At 71.2% G+C, this 17,912-nt stretch carries 15 protein-coding genes; 4 read left to right on the forward strand and 11 right to left on the reverse strand.

Annotation, left to right across the window (positions count from 1 at the left end; all coding sequences use genetic code 11):
- Window positions 1-244: 244 nt before the first annotated feature.
- The 5 genes from ASF18_RS07240 to ASF18_RS07260 form a co-directional block, all read right to left on the reverse strand.
- Window positions 245-3,163 (reverse strand): bifunctional [glutamine synthetase] adenylyltransferase/[glutamine synthetase]-adenylyl-L-tyrosine phosphorylase, encoded by a 2,919-nt coding sequence (locus ASF18_RS07240; RefSeq protein WP_056350480.1) that lies wholly within the window; start codon window positions 3,161-3,163, stop codon window positions 245-247.
- Between the two features lie 3 nt (window positions 3,164-3,166).
- Window positions 3,167-4,579 carry an ATP-binding protein gene (locus ASF18_RS07245; protein ID WP_056350483.1) on the reverse strand — a complete coding sequence of 471 codons (1,413 nt, stop codon included), beginning with the start codon at window positions 4,577-4,579 and terminating at the stop codon, window positions 3,167-3,169.
- Window positions 4,576-5,286 carry a response regulator transcription factor gene (locus tag ASF18_RS07250; RefSeq protein ID WP_056216948.1) on the reverse strand — a complete coding sequence of 237 codons (711 nt, stop codon included), beginning with the start codon at window positions 5,284-5,286 and terminating at the stop codon, window positions 4,576-4,578. The genes ASF18_RS07245 and ASF18_RS07250 overlap by 4 nt, the downstream gene beginning before the upstream one ends.
- Before the next feature lie 180 nt (window positions 5,287-5,466).
- Window positions 5,467-5,979: a DUF3016 domain-containing protein gene (locus ASF18_RS07255; RefSeq protein ID WP_056217447.1), complete on the reverse strand. Its 513-nt coding sequence runs from the start codon at window positions 5,977-5,979 to the stop codon at window positions 5,467-5,469.
- Window positions 5,980-6,010: 31 nt separating this feature from the next.
- Window positions 6,011-6,547, reverse strand: coding sequence for a DUF2244 domain-containing protein (locus tag ASF18_RS07260; protein WP_056216945.1), 537 nt, complete (start codon window positions 6,545-6,547; stop codon window positions 6,011-6,013).
- Between the two features lie 20 nt (window positions 6,548-6,567).
- Between ASF18_RS07260 and nth the strand changes: the two genes are divergently transcribed.
- Complete coding sequence (gene nth / locus ASF18_RS07265; RefSeq protein ID WP_082487191.1) at window positions 6,568-7,302, forward strand: endonuclease III; 735 nt, start codon at window positions 6,568-6,570, stop codon at window positions 7,300-7,302.
- Window positions 7,303-7,574: 272 nt separating this feature from the next.
- Complete coding sequence (gene purC, locus ASF18_RS07270; RefSeq protein ID WP_055955211.1) at window positions 7,575-8,369, forward strand: phosphoribosylaminoimidazolesuccinocarboxamide synthase; 795 nt, start codon at window positions 7,575-7,577, stop codon at window positions 8,367-8,369.
- A gap of 285 nt (window positions 8,370-8,654) precedes the next feature.
- Here purC and ASF18_RS07275 read toward each other — a convergent pair whose 3' ends face one another.
- The 4 genes from ASF18_RS07275 to ASF18_RS07290 form a co-directional block, all read right to left on the reverse strand.
- Window positions 8,655-10,223: a glycosyltransferase gene (locus tag ASF18_RS07275; protein WP_082487193.1), complete on the reverse strand. Its 1,569-nt coding sequence runs from the start codon at window positions 10,221-10,223 to the stop codon at window positions 8,655-8,657.
- A 135-nt stretch (window positions 10,224-10,358) separates the two neighbouring features.
- Window positions 10,359-12,419: a glycosyltransferase family 2 protein gene (locus tag ASF18_RS07280; protein ID WP_082487196.1), complete on the reverse strand. Its 2,061-nt coding sequence runs from the start codon at window positions 12,417-12,419 to the stop codon at window positions 10,359-10,361.
- Complete coding sequence (locus tag ASF18_RS07285) at window positions 12,406-13,071, reverse strand: hypothetical protein (RefSeq protein ID WP_056350487.1); 666 nt, start codon at window positions 13,069-13,071, stop codon at window positions 12,406-12,408. The genes ASF18_RS07280 and ASF18_RS07285 overlap by 14 nt, the downstream gene beginning before the upstream one ends.
- 55 nt (window positions 13,072-13,126) lie before the next feature.
- A complete protein-coding gene (locus ASF18_RS07290; RefSeq protein ID WP_108039224.1) occupies window positions 13,127-13,657 on the reverse strand; it encodes an invasion associated locus B family protein in 531 nt (176 codons plus the stop codon).
- Between the two features lie 192 nt (window positions 13,658-13,849).
- Here ASF18_RS07290 and ASF18_RS07295 point away from each other — a divergent pair, with 192 nt between their 5' ends.
- On the forward strand, window positions 13,850-14,227 hold the full coding sequence (locus tag ASF18_RS07295) for a hypothetical protein (RefSeq protein ID WP_056350489.1): 378 nt from the start codon (window positions 13,850-13,852) through the stop codon (window positions 14,225-14,227).
- Window positions 14,228-14,234: 7 nt separating this feature from the next.
- Here ASF18_RS07295 and ASF18_RS07300 read toward each other — a convergent pair whose 3' ends face one another.
- Together ASF18_RS07300 and phaZ are read right to left on the reverse strand one after the other, a co-directional pair.
- A complete protein-coding gene (locus ASF18_RS07300; protein ID WP_056216930.1) occupies window positions 14,235-14,969 on the reverse strand; it encodes a SprT family zinc-dependent metalloprotease in 735 nt (244 codons plus the stop codon).
- A gap of 56 nt (window positions 14,970-15,025) precedes the next feature.
- Complete coding sequence (gene phaZ, locus ASF18_RS07305) at window positions 15,026-16,327, reverse strand: polyhydroxyalkanoate depolymerase (RefSeq protein ID WP_056350491.1); 1,302 nt, start codon at window positions 16,325-16,327, stop codon at window positions 15,026-15,028.
- 189 nt (window positions 16,328-16,516) lie between these two features.
- Here phaZ and ASF18_RS07310 point away from each other — a divergent pair, with 189 nt between their 5' ends.
- The gene (locus ASF18_RS07310) at window positions 16,517-17,902 is read left to right on the forward strand and encodes an ActS/PrrB/RegB family redox-sensitive histidine kinase (protein ID WP_056269847.1); all 1,386 of its coding nucleotides are present in this window, start codon (window positions 16,517-16,519) and stop codon (window positions 17,900-17,902) included.
- The last annotated feature ends 10 nt before the right edge of the window (window positions 17,903-17,912 follow it).

Here is a 17,912-nt window from a genome sequence, read left to right on the forward strand (position 1 = left end):
GCGGGGGCCTCTGGCAGGCAGGGGGATTGAAGGGACCGATCCGCTCGTCGGCAACCCACGCGCAGCACCACGTCATCCCGGAGCCGCGCAGCGGAGTCCGGGATCCAGAGACACAGGTGGTGCAGGACTTTCCCTCGTCTGCGGCTCTGGATTCCGGGCTCGCCTGTGGCGCCCCGGAATGACGGTGCGCTGCCGTCGGTGATCGCGCTGCCGGGACGGAGGGCATCGGCCCGCCCCCTCGTCCTCACCCCGCCATCAGGCGCTCGAACAGCGCGCGGATCTCCATGCGCGCTTCGTCGAGCCCGGCGACCAGCCGGTTCGAATCCGGTGAACCCATCGCCACCGCGAGGCGCGAGAGGGCCACGGGCGAGGCCTCGGCCGGGTCGCCCTCCACCATCAGGCGCTGCCAGTGCAGCACGTCGTCGAACTGGCGGTAGGCTTCGATCAGGCGCTCCGCCGCGGGGCGGGGGAGGTCGCCGTGGTCGGCGGCCTTCGCGAACACCGCGCAGGCCCCGAGACCGACGAGGTCCGGCCGCCGGTGGGCTAGCCCGAGCACCAGGGCCTGGGCCAGGAAGTCGAGGTCGAGCAGACCGCCGGGGGCGAGCTTGAGGTCGAGGGGGCCGCGATGGCCCTTCTCCCGCTCCACGAGGGCGCGCATCTCACGCACCGCGCGCCGCACGTCGGCGGGGTCCCGCGGTCGGGCGACGACGGCGCGGATCTCGCCGTCGAGCTCGGCGCCGAGACCCGCATCGCCGGCGATCACCCGGGCGCGGGTCAGGGCCATGTGCTCCCAGAGCTCCGCCTCCTCGGCATGGTAGCTGCGGAAGCTGCGCCACTGCACCGCCACCGGGCCCTGGCCGCCGCCGGGCCGAAGGCGCAGGTCGACCTCGTAGAGATGGCCGCGCCGGGTCGGCACCGTGAGGGCGGCGACGATGCGCTGGGCGAGACGGTTATAGGCCACCGCCGCGTCGAGGGGCTTCGGGCCGGCGCTGGTGCGGTCGTCGGGGTCGAAGTCGTAGACCAGCACGAGGTCGAGGTCGGAATCCGCGGTGAGCTGTCGCGCGCCGAGGCGCCCGAGGCCGAGCACCGCGAGGCGTCCCTTCGGCACCGCCCCGTGCTCGGAGAAGAAGGTCGCGGAGACGCGCTCCACCGTCACGGCGATCACCGCATCGGCGATGCCCGCGAAGGCGCGGCCGGCCTCCTCGGGCGAGAGGATGCCGGAGAGGAGCCGGGCACCCGTGAGGAAGCGGAGCTGGCGGGCGGCGTCGCGGATCCGGTCGAGGAAGTCCTCGTGGTCGCTCGCCTGACCGAGGCGGGCGCGAACCTGCTGCGCCAGGGCCTCGGCATCCGCGCTGGCATCGGCGAAATCCCGGTCGATCACCGCGTCGAGGACGTGCGGGCTGAAGGCGACGGTCTCGGCGAGGCGCGGCGCCGTACCGAGGAGGTCGGCGAAGAGGAGGCGCAGGCGCTCGTTCGAGCGCAGGATGGTGAGGAGTTCGAGGGCCGCCGGCATCCGGGCGAAGGCCCGGTCGAGGGTGTCGAGGGCGGCGTCCGGGTGGGCGGTGCCGCCGAGCGCCTGCATCAGCACCGGCACCAGCTCGGTCAGCACCTCGCGGGCGCGGGGCGTCCGCACCGCCGGCCGCCGGCCGAAATGCCAGCCACGCACGGTCTCCACCGCCCGCTCGGGCTCGCGGAAGCCGAGCTTCTCCAGGGTCGCGAGGGTCGCCGGGTCGTCGCCGGTGCCGCTGAAGACGAGGTCGCCGACATCGGAGGAAAGATCGGGCTCGGCCTCGAACAGCAGGGCGTAGTGGCCCTGCACCCGGCGGGCCTGGTGGAACAGGGCGGCCTCGAAGGCGTCCCGCGTGGCAAAGCCCGCGAACCGCGCGAAGCGCTCGAGCTCGTCGGCCTCGCTCGGCAGGCGCTGGGTCTGCTCGTCCCGCAGCATCTGCAGGCGGTGCTCGATGGTGCGCAGGAAGCCGTAGGCCGCCGTGAGGTCGTCGCGGGCGGTGGCGTCGATCCAGCCGTCGCGGGTCAGGCCGTCGAGCATGGCGACGGTGCCGCGCCCGCGCAGCTCGGGCCGGCGCCCGCCGAAGACGAGCTGCTGGGTCTGGACGAAGAACTCGATCTCCCGGATGCCGCCGCGCCCCAGCTTGATGTCGTGGCCCGCCACCGCGATCGTGTCGTGGCCGCGCACGGCGTGGATCTGGCGCTTCATCGCGTGCACGTCGGCGATGGAGGCGAAGTCGAAGTACTTCCGCCAGACGAAGGGGCGCAGGTTCGCCAGGAAGGCCTCCCCGGCCGGGATGTCGCCCGCGATCGCCCGCGCCTTGATGTAGGCCGCCCGCTCCCAGTTCTGGCCGAGGTTCTCGTAATAGACGTAGGCGGCGTTGAGCGAGAGGGCCGCCGGGGTCGAGCCCGGGTCCGGGCGCAGGCGGTAATCGACCCGGTGGACGTAGCCGTCGGCGGTGCGCTCCTGCAGCAGCTTGGCCATGCCCTGCGCCAGCTTGCTGAAGAAGGGCGTCGGCGGCAGGTCGGCCTTCAGGGGGGCGGTCTCGGGGTCGAAGAAGACCACGAGGTCGATGTCGCTCGAATAGTTCAGCTCGCCCGCCCCGTGCTTGCCGAGCGCCAGGACGATGAGCCCGGAGCCGGCCTGGGGTGCGCTCGGATCGCGGGGCAGGAAGCGCCCGGCCGCCGCGGCCTGGAGCAGCATGGCGTCGGCGGCCGCCCGCACCGAGGCGTCGGCGAAGTCCGAGAGGGCCTGGGTCACCGTGGCCAGGGGCCAGAGCCCGCCGAGATCGGCCAGAGCGACGAGGAGCGCGTGCTCCGCCCGGTTCTGCCGCAGGGCGCGGGCGACGGCGTCGAGGTCGGGCCCGCGGCCCGCATCCCGCTGCCGGGCGACGAGGGCCGCCAGGGCCGCCTCCGGCTCGGCCTCGACGAGGGCCGCGAGGCGCTCGGGCGCCCGGGCGACCAGCTGCCAGAGAAACGGGGAATGGTCGGCGAGGCCGAGGAGCAGGGCGCGCAGGGGCGCGTCGAGGAAGCCCGCCGGCCAGGCGGGCGCCACCTCGGCGAGGCGCGCCGCCGCCCCGTCGGGATCGGACAGGACCGGGGCGGCGGACAAGCGCGCCCGAAGGCGGCGGCTCTGCGCGTCGGCGGCCTGGTTCATGCCCTACCCTCCCGTCGGATCTCCGGCCGGCAGGGTTATCACGACGGCGAGCCCGGGGGCATGGTCTTCCAGCGCCAGCGTGCCCTGGTGCAGGCGCACCACCGCGTTGACGAGGCTCAGGCCCAGGCCGAAGCCCGGCCGGGAGCGCGCCTCCTCCAGCCGGACGAAGCGGTCCAGCACCCGGCCGCGGGCCTCGCTGGGGATGCCCGGTCCGGAATCGGCGACGCCGAGGCGCAGGGTGTCGCCGATCCGCGCGGCGCTGAGGCGGATCTCGCCGCTGGCCCCGCCATACTTCACCGCGTTGTCGATGAGGTTGGCCAGCGCCTGCCCGATCAGCTCGCGGCTGCCGCGCAGGGTCAGGGGCGCGCCCTCCGTCTCGACGTGCAGCGCCAGGCCCTGCTCGGAGGCCAGGGGCTCGTAGAGCTCGGCCACGGCCTGGACCACGGCGGCGACGTCGAAGGTCTGGAAGTCCTCGCGGGCGTTCACGCCCTCCAGCCGGGCGATCATCAGGAGCGCGTTGAAGATCCGGATCAGCCCGTCGCTCTCCTCGATCACCCCCTCCATCGCGGCCCGGAGGGCGTCCGGCGTCTCGGCCGTGCGCAGGGCCTCCTCGGCCCGGTTGCGCAGGCGGGTCAGGGGCGTCTTGAGGTCGTGGGCGATGTTGTCGGAGACGTCGCGCAGGCCGCGCATCAGCTCGCCGATGCGCTCCAGCATGGCGTTGAGGTTGCGCGCCAGCCGGTCGAGCTCGTCGCCGGTCCCCGCCACCGCGAGGCGCCCGTCGAGGTCGCCCGCCATGATCCGGCGGGTGGTCTCGGTCATGGCGTCGACGCGCTTCAGGACCCGGCTGGCGATGAACCAGGCGCCGATCACGCCCAGCACCACCACCAGCCCCACGGACGAGCCGAAGGTCCGCCCGATCACCGCCCGCAGCCGGTCGCGCTCGGCCACGTCGCGGCCGACGAGGAGCCGGAAGCCGCCGGGCAGGACGAAGATCTGCATGATCGCCCGGTGCTCGACGTCGCGCGCGCCCCCGATGCGGGCGTAGTTGGCCTCGGTCTGGCCGGGATCGACGATGAGCCCGGTGGGCAGGGCGTCGATGTTGCCGACGAGGCGCTCGCCCGCCGCGTTGGTGACGAGGTAGAGGGAGGCCCCGGGCTCGCCGGCGCGCCGCTCCACGGCGGAGATCAGGCGCCGCAGGCCCCCGACCTTGTACTGCTCGGACAGGCCGTTGATCTCGGCCTCGATGGTGGAGACCATCTGGTCGTCCAGGGCCCGGCTGGCGTTCCAGGCGACGTAGCCGAGCGCCAGCAGCGCGAAGGTGGCGAACACCACCAGATAGGCGAAGGACAGCTTGAAGGCCGTCGTCCGGAACAGGTTGCCGAGGCGCCCGGCCGGGGCGTCGTCGAGATTCGTCACGACGCCGGGCCGGGGCCGCGCGCCTCGTCGACGCGCAGCACGTAGCCGGTGCCGCGCACGGTGTGGATGATCGGGTGCTCGAAATCCTTGTCGACCTTGGCGCGCAGGCGCGAGACGTGGACGTCGATGACGTTGGTCTGCGGGTCGAAATGGTAGTCCCAGACATGCTCCAGCAGCATCGTCCGGGTCACGACCTGGCCGGCATGGCGCATCAGGTACTCGAGCAGGCGGAATTCGCGCGGCTGCAGCGCGATCTCGTGGCCCGCCCGGGTGACGCGGTGGGACAGGCGGTCGAGCTCGAGGTCGCCGACCCGGTAGGCGGTGGCCTCCGCGGCCGTGCCCGGCCCGGCCCGGCGGCGGGCCAGCACCTCGGCCCGGGCGAGCAGCTCGGAGAAGGCGTAGGGCTTGGGCAGGTAGTCGTCGCCCCCCGCGCGCAGGCCCTTCACCCGGTCGTCCACCTGGCCGAGGGCCGAGAGGATCAGGACCGGCGTGGTCACGCCCTGCTCGCGGAGCGAGCGGATCAGCGACAGGCCGTCGAGCTTGGGCAGCATGCGGTCGACGATGAGCACGTCGTAGTCGCCCTCCTGGGCCAGGGCGTAGCCGTCGAGGCCGTCGGACGCCTGGTCCGGCACATGGCCGGCCTCGCGAAACGCCTTGAGCAGGTACGCGACCGCCTCGCGGTCGTCCTCGATGATGAGCAGACGCATGGGACGGAGTGATAGGGGCTCGCCCGTCCGCGCGAAACCGCCTTGTCCGGCAACGCTCATGCCGCATCCCTCCTCGCCGGGTCGATGGCCCGGAGCATGGGAAGCGGCGGGTTGCGCGACGCTGGCGGAAACATGACGTTTTGGTCATGTGGCGGCCCCCGCCGCCACGGGGCGGCGCGCCTATTCGGGCCGCGGCCCCGGACCGCCGGCGCGTCCGGAGAGCCGGGTGCGGGCCCAGTCGCGCAGCAGGGCCTCCTCGTAGCCGAAGCTCCCGAAGGCCGCGGCGGCGCGGGCGCCGAACAGGAAGTTGATGTCGGTCAGGCGCTCCTCTCCCCCGGCGATCCGGCGGCCGCCCCGCCGCAGGTCGTAGCGCAGGCGGATCGCCGGCGGGGTCACGTCGCTGACGATCCGCAGGCCCGAGGGGATGTTCAGGTCCGGGCGCACGAAGCCGGCCCGGTCGATGTCGAGGACGTCCACCACCAGCGTCTCGTCCGGTCCCATCACCCGCAGGGCCGAGGCCTCGATGATGCGGCGGATCTCCGCGAGGGTGCCGCGCAGGCCGGGCCCCGAGCCGTAGCGGTCGTCGGCGTCGGTGTAGCGCTCCGGCGCCACGAAGCGGACGGTGACCTGTGCCGGCGCCGCCGCGCCGTCCCGCGAAAAACCGGCGCTGGCCAGCCCCGCGCCGATCAGCACGGCCAGCCATCCGCGCCCGCGCCGACTCACCTCAATAGCCCTTCTTCACCTGCGCCAGCGCGCGGGTCAGGCCCTCGGCGATCACCTCGCGCTCCGGCGGCGAGGCGTCGCGGGCGACCACCACGAATTCCCGGCGCGATTCGAGGGTCAGGGTCTGCATGCCGTACTCGTCGTCCTCGACCCGGGTGAGCTTGGTCCAGAGGGGGTTGAAGCGCCATTCCCGGCGCTCGCCCCGATGGGTCACCCGGGCGAGCATCACCTCGATCGGGGTGATCGCCACCTCCTCGAAGGAGCGCCCGCGCCGGAAGCTCGCCTTCAGCGCCACGTAGAGGGCGATCATGTCGAGGCCGAAGAAACCGGCCACGGGCCAGAACCCGGCCCGGACGCAGGCGATCGAGGTCACGAGGGAGACGGCGCAGCACCCGATCATCACGTTGCGGAAGCCGTCGGGGCTCAGGGATTGGTGCGGCCGGATGGTGGCCTGGAAGACAGGCCGATCCATGCTGTCGGGATCGAGGCCGTCCGGATGCCGGCCGATCGGAGGGACGTGGTCATTGCCGCTCGCCATGCGGGGAATATAACGCAGGGATGCCCAGCCGACAGCCGACCCGACCCCGGAAATCGCCGATCTCCGCGCGCCTCGCCGCGCCGATCGTCGCAGAGGCGCCCGCCACGCCCGATCCCGTCGGCGCGGAGGCGGTGTCGGAGATCTTCGCGCGACTCAGCGCGGCCAATCCGGAGCCGCGCGCCGAGCTGGAATTCCAGAACCCCTTCACCCTTCTGGTGGCGGTGGTGCTCTCGGCCCAGGCCACCGACCGCAGCGTCAACCTCGCCACAGCGCCGCTCTTCGCCGTCGCCGACACGCCGGCCGCGATGCTGGCCCTCGGGGAAGAGCGGGTGCGCGACTTCATCCGCACCATCGGCCTGTTCAACACCAAGGCGAAGAACGTGATCGCCCTGTCGCGCATCCTGGTGGAGGAGCATGGCGGCGAAGTGCCCCGCACCCGCGAGGCCCTGGAGGTGCTGCCGGGCGTCGGCACCAAGACCGCGAGCGTGGTGCGCAACGTCGCCTTCGGCGAGGAGGCCATCGCGGTCGACACCCACATCTTCCGGGTCTCCAACCGGATCCCGCTGGTGGTCGCCCCCACCACCGACAAGGTCCAGGCCGGGCTCGAAGCCCTTGTGCCCGCCCCCTATCGGTTGAACGCCCATCACTGGCTGATCCTGTTCGGCCGCTACATCTGCAAGGCACGCAAGCCCGAATGCTATCGCTGCCCCATCGCCGACCTCTGCCGTTTTCCGGCCAAGACGCCGGCGCCCTGACCCGGAGGCGCGCCCCCTCCCGGCGGCGCTTCCTCCGGCCGGCCTCGGCCGCCGCGCCCTTGCCTCCGGCACGGACTCCCCGTTATCACCCGGCCTCTCCCTGAACGGCATGGGTCCCATCCGGCCAGCGCGTTGTGCTGCCAGCCGCCTTCGGGTAGTTTGCGCCACGGTCGCGGAGGCTTTCGACGTACGACGTGTCTCTCGGCCCGGCCCCACTCACAGGCCGCCACGCCGCGGATTCCGCATCGTTCGCTCGCAAGGAGTCACGGCCCATGGACTTCCTCAAACCACGGTACACGCCTATGAACCGCCGCCGTCGCATCTACGAGGGCAAGGCGAAGGTCCTCTACGAGGGTCCGGAGCCGGGAACGCTCATCCAGCACTTCAAGGATGATGCCACCGCCTTCAACGCGCAGAAGCATGATGTCATCGACGGTAAGGGCGTACTGAACAACCGGATCTCCGAGTTCGTCTTCCAGCACCTCAACGACATCGGCGTGCCCACGCACTTCATCCGCCGCCTGAACATGCGCGAGCAGCTGATCCGCGAAGTCGAGATCATCCCGCTCGAAGTGGTGGTGCGCAACGTCGCCGCCGGCTCGCTCGCCACCCGCCTCGGCCTCGAGGAAGGCACGCAGCTGCCGCGCTCGATCATCGAGTTCTACTACAAGAACGACGCGCTCAACGACCCGATGGTGTCGGAAGAGCACATCACGGCCTTCGGCTGGGCGACCCCCCAGGAGATCGACGACATCATGGCGCTGGCCATCCGGGTCAACGACTTCCTGTCCGGCCTCTTCCTCGGCGTCGGCATCCGCCTCGTCGACTTCAAGATCGAGACCGGCCGCCTCTGGGAAGGCGACATGATGCGCATCGTCGTCGCCGACGAGATCTCCCCGGATTCCTGCCGCCTGTGGGACATCAAGTCGTCGGACAAGCTCGACAAGGACCGCTTCCGCAAGGACCTCGGCGGCCTGATCGAGGCCTATACCGAAGTGGCCAAGCGCCTCGGCATCATGTCCGAGAACGAGAAGGTCCAGACGGGCGGCCCCCGCCTCGTCCAGTAAGACGCGCCGACCGGCCCCGCGGGTTTCGATCGCGCGGGCCGGCTGGGTTTCTCGAACGGCGACTCCTGAACCAGCGGTCGTTGGCGGATGGCACCGCGCCGTCATTCCGCGCCGCCGCAGGCGAGCCCGGCCCCGGAGGGGCGCGCCAGCGGCGTGCAATCCAGAACCGCCGACGCAGCGTCATATCCGGCACTTCCTGCGTGTCCGGATCCTGAACTCGGCTGCGCGGCCCCAGGATGACGGGGTGCTGCGTGTGGGTTTCCGGACCCGAAGCCGGCACGACGCTCACCGCAGATCCACCGCGCCCGCCTCCGGCCAGTCCGGGCGCAACCGCGCGTAGGTGCCGAGATCGGGGTCGAACCCCGGATGGTAATGGGGGTCCTGCGCCAGCAGCGGCCCCCATCGGTCCTGGAAGGCCGCGACTTCGCGCCCGTGGCGCGCCCGGGCCGCGACCGTCCAGCGCCGGCTCGCGGCCTCGTCGTGGCGCAGCACCGCCCCCGGGACGAACAGGGTGCGATAGCCCGCCGCCCCGAGGCGCAGGCACAGGTCGACGTCGTTGAAGTCGACCGCGAAGGCGCCCGCATCGAAGCCCCCGACCGCCGCGAACTTGCGCGCCTCCACCACGAGGCAGGCGGCCGTGACCGCCGCCACCGCGCGGGTCGCCCGCAGCCCGCCGAGGTAGCCCGGCGCGTCGCCGGGAAAGAACCGGTGCGCGTGGGTGACCAGCCCGCCCGGCCCGAGCAGCACCCCTCCGTGCTGGATGCGACCCTGCCCATCGAGGAGCTTGGCGCCCACCGCCCCCACATCCGGCCGCAGGGCCTCGCGCACCAGCCGCTCCAGCCAGTCCGGATGCAGGGCGGCGACGTCGTTGTTGACGAAGGCCAGGACCGTCCCCCGCGCCTGCGCGGCGGCCCGGTTGTTCATGCCGGCGAAATCGAAGGGGCCGGGACAGGGCACGATTCGAGCGAGGCCGGCCGCCTCCAGCTCCCGGAAATACGCCAGGGTCTCGGGGGCGCGACTGTCGTTGTCGCAGATCAGGATCTCCCGCTCCGGCCAGTCGGTGCAGGCGACGAGGCTGGCGATGCAGGTCCGCAGGAGATCGACCCGGTCCCGGGTCGGCACGATGAGGCTGACGCGCGGACGCGCCGCCGGCAGGGGGTGCGCCAGGGTGAGCACGCCGTCCGCCTCCACCCGGATCGCGACGGCGTGGTCGCCCCGGCGGTCCAGGGCCCGGCGCAGGGTGGCGGCGCGCGCCGCCGGGTCCTGCGCCCCGTCCGCCGCCGCCTCGCCGCGCGAGAGGAGGCGCGGCAGGTGCCCGATCGCCCCGCGCCCGAACCGCTCCGCCACCCGCTCGGTGAGGTCGAGGGCATCCGTGACCGGCCCCTCCGTCTCGGTGATGGCGGCGAGGGCCGAGGCCCGGACCGCCAGCACGGGCCCGAGATACGGCACCGCCCGGGCGTAGTCGGAGTCGAAGGCGGGACGCAGCAGCGGCATCGCCGGCCCGGTCTCGGGCCCCAGCAGCGCATCGCCGTAGGCGAGCTGGTGCGCCGGGGACCGCGCGAACGCCGCGGCGAGAAGGGCGGTGGCGCCCGGCAGCAGGGCATGACCCGGCGCCGCGAGGACGAGGAGGTCGGCGCCGGAGGGCGGGTCGCTCCCCAGATCCGCGACGGACAGGACCGCGACGGTCTCGCGCGGACGCGCCGCGCCCGCGGTCGTGGTCGTGGTTGCCCGCAGGAGCCGGCCTTGCGCCGCCGGGCTGCAGAGGAGTCCCGCATGGTCGAGGCCGAACAGGGCGGCCGCGGCCTGGCCGGCGCGGACACGCTTGCCCGCCAGCCGCGCCCGCAGGATCGCCATCCCCTCCCCCCGGTGGCGGAGCAGGTGCCCAGCGGCCAGCGCCCAGCGCCGCCAGACCGGGCTCCGGGCCACGCCCGCGAAGGCGAGCGCCGGGTCGGGCCTCCTATTCACGGTCCTGCCTCGTCAAGATCTTCCCTATTCTAGATCTTCCCCGAACGTCGTCAGCGACAGGTCCGGATGGTAGTAGGGATCGTGCCGGATGGTGTCGCGCCAGCGCGCCACGAAGCGGTCGGCCTCCGCCTCGAAGCGCTTCCGCGCCGCTCCGACCGCCGGTCCGCGGCTGGTCGATTCGAGGTGGGCCATCACGGCCCGCGGCGTCCAGAGCGTCCGGTAGCCGGCCGCCGCGAGACGCAGGCAGAAATCGACGTCGTTGAAGTCGACGGCGAAATTGTCCGCGTCGAGGCCGCCCACCGCGTCGAACTTGGCCCGCCCGACCGCGAGGCAGGCCGCGGTGACGGCCGAGACCTCGTGGGCGACCCGCATCCGGCCGAGCATGCCGGGGGTGTCGGCCGGCCGCCGGCGCAGGATGTGCCCGGCCCGGCCCCCGAGCCCCACCACCACGCCGGCATGCTGCAGGGTCCCGTCCGCATAGAGGAGCTTCGCCCCCACCGCGCCGATCTCCGGCCGGCAAGCTTGGCGCACCAGGGCGCTGAGCCAGTCCTCGCGCAGCACCGCGACGTCGTTGTTGAGGAGGACCACCACGTCGCCCCGCGACGCGGCCACGCCGGCATTGATCATCGCGGAGAAATTGAAGGGCCCCGGACAGGACAGGAGGCGGACCCGCGGATCCCGCCGCAACGTCTCGTAATGGGCGAGCACCGCCGGATCGGTGGAGCCGTTGTCGACGATGACGAGCTCGATCGCCGGGTAGTCCGTCCCGTTGAGCACCCCGTCGGCGGCGACCCGGATCAGGTCCAGGCGATCCCGGGACGGGATGACGACGCTGGCGAGCGGCGGCGGCTCCGGCAACGCCCAGAGCAGGTCGAACCCCGTCGGATGTGCCTCGACCCGCGCCGGACGGCGGGTCTCGGTGAGGTGCGTCTGGAGAATCGCCGCGTGACGCTCGGCTGAATCCGGCGGCGGAGGCGCCACGCGCGCGAGAACGCGCGGGACATGCGCGACCTCGTCGCGACCCGCGTGGTATACCGCGGCGAGCCCGAGGCGAACCGCGAACGCGTCCGGCGCGCCGAGCGGGACGGCCTTGAGGCGTTCGAGCAGGCCCCCGGCATAGAGGGTCGGGGTGCCGGGATAGGCCGTGGTCAGCGCCAGGTCCGGGCTCCAGTCCGGCTTGAGTGCCGGCGTCGGGTCCGGGCCCTCGCCCTGTGCATCCGCATAGACCATCTGCGGACGGTCCGGCTCCGCCAGGGCGCGGACCAGGATCGCCAGGGCGTCCGGATCGAGGGTGTCGCCCGGGGCAAGCAGCGCCAAAGCGCTGTCACCATTCAGCAAATCACCGAGGCAGGCCGAGGCCGGCCAGACGCGTTGCGCGATCCGCGCATCGTCCGTGAGGATGGCGACCCCCGCCTCCGACCAGCCCACGACGAGGCGCCAGACCGCGTAACGCTGGGCCTTCAGGCTCGCGATCGTGGCGGCGACCCGCTCCGCGTCCGCCGGCCCGGCCGGCATCACCAGCCGAACCGCCCGCCCTTCCGGCACCGGAGCCGCATCGGCGCGGGTCCGCCGGCGCGCCCAATCCGCGAAATTCGCGACCGGCGTCACCCCGCAGCTCCCCCGGAGGATGTCGCGGGTGCGGCGCTCGTTGCGCCTAAGCCTCTGATAAAACGCGGAAATCGCTCGGAGCGGACGTACGCGCAGGCATTCGGCGAACACGCTCGCCTCCGAACGCAGGCCGACCCGTTCCAACACGAAGCCGCTGCGTTCGTCGATGGCGAGGTCGATCGCCGCGGCATCCGCCGGCAGGAAGCCGAGCCAGCAGGCCGCCCCCTGCCCCGCCCCGGGCAGGACGAAAAGTTCGCGCCGCCCGTCGTCGCGGGTCAGGCGCAGGAGCGGCCGTAGCGGACGCACGACCGGATTTGCTCGATACATCAACACGATCCAGCGACCGCGCCCATTCTCGGCGAGGCGAAGCCGGTGACCGAAGAGGGGATCATCCGTGGCGTCGAGCGAGAAGGCGACGGGGCGTCCGGATGCGGTCAGGACATCACCTGCGCAGTCCCACCGCTCACTCGGCCGCATCCGTGGCGGGCGCCGCCACGCGATCCTCCGACGTGGCGGAGACCGCGGGCATCTTCTTTTTCCGCGGCGCCATCTTCTGCGGCGCAGCCCCGAGACGAACCTCGATGTCGTAGTCGCGGGCCATCGCCGCCGGGACGACGAGATTGTCCTCGACGAAGGAGAACAGTCCCTGCGCCGCCCCCGCGGGCACCGTGACCGGCACCCGGCGGACCCGGGACAGCACGACCTTGTCGCCGGCCTTGATGCTGATCGAGACCGGAGCTTCGAAGCGACCCGGCTTACCAACGGGCCCGAGCAGAACCTGCCCCTCGACGCCGATCTTCACCGACACGGAGCCGTCCTGAAGCTTGGCGCATTCCCGGGCCAGGCGACCGATCGTGACCTGGTGCCGGAGGCTGGTGCCGTCTCCGGCCCGGCCCGCATAGCTCTGGATCGCTGCGCCGCCTTCCGGCACCGCCACCGTCGGGCAATAGGGCGGATCGGCGTCGTCCGGCTGGGACGGCGGCACCGTGGTCCCGCCGAATTTCAGCATGTTCATGAAGACGTTGCCCTCCTCCGCGGAGGTGGGGCCGACCCCGACGCCGCTCGCCGCAAGGGTCGCTGCCAGGAGGAGCCCCAAACGCTGCCGGCCCTTCGCCCTGCTGAGATTCATGCCGAGATCCCGCTCTCTTCGCACCAACCGTCTCACCCGCACGCCGCGAAGCCCATCACTTGAGGCTATCGAAGCCCTGGGCGAATCCCTTCATCGACAAAGGAATGCCGACGCCCTCCTCCGGCGTCTGGAACACGATGAAGGTGGCCTGCGCCCCCCCGCTGAACTGCTTGATCAAGCCGTCATCCATCACGACCTCGGCGACACAGCCCGTCGTCAGACACCGCACGAAGCCGGCGCGGCCCACATCGGTCTTGTCGATCTTCAGGCCGAGGCCGGACGGCAGCAGGACACCGAGCGGCGCGACCACCCGCAGGAGATAGCCACGGTTGTCGGCCGTCTTCAGGACGATGACGACCAGCGTGAGGTTCGGCCGGTCCTCGGCGGCCAGGTATTGCACCAGGGCGCATTGCTCGGCCTTGGCGCCCGCCGGGGTCTCGCACCGTAGTTGCCAATCGCCGAACGTGTTGCGAACCATCCCCTGGGCGGCTGCGCCCTCGGGCCCGAAGCCGGCGAGCAGGATCCCTGCACCGAGCAGGCCCACCGCGACGCCCCGGGCGACCAGGCCGCGTGCAAGCTGCACCATTCCTCGAAACCCCACGCGTCGACCCTTTCGCATGGCCCGCCGCCCCGCGAACCGTTAACGGAAAACACGGGTGTTCCGACCATGCTGGGCCATCGAATGTCAAGCGAAGGCCGGCCTGCGGGAACCGACTATCGCGCCGCGCGTACAGCCTCTAGTGCTGACAGCCACGCTTGCCCGACAACGGACAGATCCATGCGACTGCGCGCCCCCCTCCTCCTCGCCACCCTCGCCCTCGCCGGTCCGGCCCTCGCGGAGCCGCTCCCCGTGGGCGAGACGACCTATGTCGAGCGCTCCCTCAACCGGGATGGTCCCCTCGTGATCGAGCATCGCCCGGTGGCACGCACGCCCGGCGGCCGGCGCGGCGGAAGCTCGGCCGAGATCGCGGGCTTCTGCCGCGACGGCGGCATCATCCGCCGTCGGGACGAGTTCGGCCAGCCGGTGATCCTGCGCCAGCGGGAAGTCTGCGACAGCGTCGCGCCGCGCACCCTGAACCCGGGCGATGTCGATCCCCGCCCGACCTGGCCGGCCGAGCAAGTCGTACGCGGCCGAGCACTCCGCGTCCGCGGTTGAGCCGACCTCAGCCGTAGCGGTGCAGGGTGGCGCCGTTGCGCTTCAGCCAGCGCTCGGCTTCGTCCACATGCGGGCAGAGCGACCCCACCAGGGTCCAGAATCGTGCCGAGTGGTTCATCTCGCGGAGATGCCCCATCTCGTGCGCCACCAGATAATCGAGCACCATCGGTGGCGCAAAGATCAGCCGCCAGGAGAAGTTCAGCTCGCCACGCACCGTGCAGGAGCCCCAGCGGCTTCGCGTGTCGCGTAAGGTGATGCGCGTCGGCCCCTGCCCCAGCTTCTCGGTGTAGCGCGCCACCGCCTCGGTCAGATCACGCCGGGCTTCCCGCTGCAGGAAATCGGTGACTCTTCGCGCGATGTGCGGCGCGTCGCAGGCAACCGAGAGGACGGGCTCCTCGGCAAGCGTCTCGAGCCGGGTGAGCCCGCTTCGACGGTCGCGATGCAGGACCCTGTGCGGCACGCCTCGGATCGGCAGAACAGCGTCCGCCGCGAACAGCACCCGCTCGGGCATGCGCGCCAGCCGAGCCGCGATCCATCCCCCGTGGCTGATGGCAAAGGTTCGGGCGACACCGACCGAGGTGCGCGTCGGAAGCGTCATGACCACTTCGCCGGTAGCACTCGAGACGCGCAGGGTCAGACGACGTGCTGTCGGCCGGCGACGCAGCAGGACGCGGAGGGTCTCGCCCTCGTGCAGGATGTCGAGGTGATCCGGGTCCGCCCCGCGCAGCAACGCCAATCGCATCTCGCCAGCTTAGCCGCTGTCGCGCCCCTTCGCCATCGACCCGAGCGCCCCCATCCTCAGGCAGGCGCCCCCGACAGGTCGGGTTCCGGCCGATGGCTGATTGCCACTCCTCCCCCCTCGGAATCCCCCATCTGGCGAATGAAGGCGGCGATACGGGGCGCGATGATGGTGCGGTAGCGCGACCCGTTGAACACCCCGTAATGTCCGACAGCTTGCTGAAGATGATAGGCTTTTCGCTGCGGAGGAAGGTTCGGCGTGAGGTCCAGGGCAGCTTGGGTCTGGCCGACGCCGGAGATGTCGTCGTTCTCGCCCTCAATGGCGAGAATGGCACAGCTACGGATCGCGCCGAGGTCGACGCGGGCGCCACGATGGATCATCGATCCCCTCGGAAGGGCGTGATCGACGAAGACCGTCTTCACCGTCTGCAGGTAGAACTCGGCCGTCAGATCCATCACGGCGAGATACTCGTCGTAGAACTCGCGGTGCTTCTCAGCCGAATCGCCATCCCCCGTCACGAGGTGGTCGAACATCTCGGCGTGGGCGTTAACGTGACGGTCGAGATTCATCGCCATGAATCCGGAGAGCTGGAAGAAGCCCGGATAGACGCTGCGCCAGACGCCGGGATAGCCGGCGGGCACGGTGGTGATGCAGTTGCGCTCGAACCAGGCTGTCCCGCGCTCCTGAGCCACACAGTTCACGGCGGTCGGTGAACGCCGCGTGTCGATGGGACCACCCATCAGCGTGATCGAGCGCGTCACCGGTGCGTAGCCCTGCGCCTCCATCACGGCGACCGCCGCCAGGACCGGCACGGCCGGCTGACACACGGCCATGACGTGAAGCTCCGGTCCGAGGTCGCGAAACATGTCGATGAGGTAGTCGATGTAGGAATCCAGATCGAACCGCCCGGCTCCGATCGGCACCATGCGCGCATCGGCCCAATCGGTGACGAAGACCTGATGGTCGGGTAGCATGGCCTCCACGGTGCCGCGCAGGAGCGTGGCGTAGTGGCCCGACATCGGCGCGACGATCAGAAGCTTCGGCTGTGGCGCCGTGGGGCCGCGTAAGAAGCTTCGATCGAAGGTGATCACCCGGCAGAAGGGACGCTCCCACACCCTTCGCTCGCTGACCGGGACGCTCGTTCCGTCGACGGTGACGCTGGTGAAGCCGAAGGACGGCTTGCCGTAGCGCCGCGTGACCCGCTCGAACATCTCGCAGGCGGCCGCCAACGAGCGGGCATAGGGCGAGTAGGCGAGCGGATTGGCGGGGTTCTGCAGGCCGTGCCTGGCGACGTCGACGACAAGTCGCGCCGGCGTCGTCATCAGTCGGGCGGCCTCGTACCAGAGGTAGGACAAGTTCACGGACCATTCCCCATTTCACGGGCGTCGCTTCCCCGAGCTGCCTGAGAAATGCGCCGTCGGCTCGGCGCTCCACATCGACCTCTGCGGATTCGCTCCCCTCGGTTTAGCGCAAAAGCGATGTCGACAAGAGCGCATGTCCGAACCCGGAGGGATAGACGCGAGACAGCCGGGCCCTATCGTTCCCCTGACATGATCGACATGAGCACCAACGGCTTCGTCCGCGACGCACGGCATCTGCGTCTCGACACCTTCGTGCGCCTGCGATGGCTCGCGATCACCGGGCAAAGTGCGGCGGTGGTCGGGGCGCAATTCGGATTGGGCCTGCCGTTGCCCTTCGGCTGGTGCTTCCTCGTCATCGCCACATCGTCCTGGCTGAACCTCGCGCTTCGCATCCGCTTTCCCGCGAGCTACCGCTTGAGCGACGATTCCGCGGCCCTGCTGCTCGCCTTCGACATCATCCAGCTCGCCGCCCTGCTGTTTCTGACCGGCGGACTGCAGAACCCGTTCTCGCTGCTGTTCCTCGCGCCTGTGCTGATCTCGGCAACCGCCCTGCCGCCCGAACGGACCCTGGCGCTCGGTCTCTTGGCGATCGGCCTCGCGACCCTGCTCGCCCTCGTGCACCGCCCCCTGCCCTGGTTTGCCGACGGGCGGTTGGAACTGCCTTTCCTGTACATCTCGGGCATTTGGACCGCGATCCTGCTCGGAACCGCCTTCACGGGCGTCTATGCCTGGAAGGTCGCGGAGGAGACGCGCCAACTGGCGCAGGCCTTGGCCGCCACGGAACTGGTGCTGGCCCGCGAACAGCACCTGTCACAGCTCGACGGGCTCGCGGCCGCAGCCGCTCACGAACTCGGTACGCCGCTCGGCACCATCATGGTGGTCACCAAGGAGTTGACCCGTCAATTGGCGACGACCGCCAGCCCTTCGGTGCGGGAGGACCTTGCGCTCCTGCGCGACCAGGTCGATCGCTGCCGTGGTATCCTCTCGAAGCTGACGTCGCTCGACAGCGACGAGGCCGGCTTCCTGCAGACGGTCAGTCTCAGCCACCTCGTGGAGGAGCTCGTCGAGCCGCAGCGTGCCATGGGCATCATCCTCGACGTCTCCAACCAGGGAGAGGGTCCGGAGCCGGTTTGCCGGCGCAATCCGGGCGTGATGTTCGGCTTGGCCAACATCGTGGATAACGCAGTCGACTTTGCCACCGAGCGGGTCATCATCGAGGCGCGCTGGACCCTCGAGCGGGTTTGGCTGGAGATCCGGGACGACGGACCCGGTTTCTCGAGCGAGGTCCTGCTCCGGGCCGGCGAGCCCTACGTGACGACTCGGAGCCCGGATCGCTCCCGCAGCCCGGACAGCACCGGCGCCGGTCTAGGCCTCGGACTTTTCATCGCCAAGACCCTGATCGAACGTTCCGGCGCGCAGCTGACGTTGTCGAACGTCTCGCAACATGAGGCGACCGGCGCCGTGGTTCGTGTCAGCTGGGCGCGTCACATCTTTGAGCGAGGCGCCTCGACGGTCGATCATGCGCAATTGAGTAGTGGGCAACCCCTGACGGAAACGGGTGCGACACCTATATGAGGATCACAGC

It is taken from the genome of Methylobacterium sp. Leaf89 (assembly GCF_001422215.1).
In the GTDB taxonomy this organism is placed as follows: Bacteria; Pseudomonadota; Alphaproteobacteria; order Rhizobiales; family Beijerinckiaceae; genus Methylobacterium.

Coding starts and splice junctions, on each gene's coding strand:
- ASF18_RS07260 (WP_056216945.1), bottom strand. CDS start 6,547: ATGGCGAGCGGCAATGACCACGTCCCTCCGATCGGCCGGCATCCGGAC.
- nth (WP_082487191.1), top strand. CDS start 6,568: ATGCCCAGCCGACAGCCGACCCGACCCCGGAAATCGCCGATCTCCGCG.
- purC (WP_055955211.1), top strand. CDS start 7,575: ATGGACTTCCTCAAACCACGGTACACGCCTATGAACCGCCGCCGTCGC.
- ASF18_RS07290 (WP_108039224.1), bottom strand. CDS start 13,657: ATGGTGCAGCTTGCACGCGGCCTGGTCGCCCGGGGCGTCGCGGTGGGC.
- ASF18_RS07240 (WP_056350480.1), bottom strand. CDS start 3,163: ATGAACCAGGCCGCCGACGCGCAGAGCCGCCGCCTTCGGGCGCGCTTG.
- ASF18_RS07300 (WP_056216930.1), bottom strand. CDS start 14,969: ATGCGATTGGCGTTGCTGCGCGGGGCGGACCCGGATCACCTCGACATC.
- ASF18_RS07295 (WP_056350489.1), top strand. CDS start 13,850: ATGCGACTGCGCGCCCCCCTCCTCCTCGCCACCCTCGCCCTCGCCGGT.
- ASF18_RS07275 (WP_082487193.1), bottom strand. CDS start 10,223: ATGGCGATCCTGCGGGCGCGGCTGGCGGGCAAGCGTGTCCGCGCCGGC.
- ASF18_RS07250 (WP_056216948.1), bottom strand. CDS start 5,286: ATGCGTCTGCTCATCATCGAGGACGACCGCGAGGCGGTCGCGTACCTG.
- ASF18_RS07285 (WP_056350487.1), bottom strand. CDS start 13,071: ATGAATCTCAGCAGGGCGAAGGGCCGGCAGCGTTTGGGGCTCCTCCTG.
- ASF18_RS07280 (WP_082487196.1), bottom strand. CDS start 12,419: ATGCGGCCGAGTGAGCGGTGGGACTGCGCAGGTGATGTCCTGACCGCA.
- ASF18_RS07310 (WP_056269847.1), top strand. CDS start 16,517: ATGATCGACATGAGCACCAACGGCTTCGTCCGCGACGCACGGCATCTG.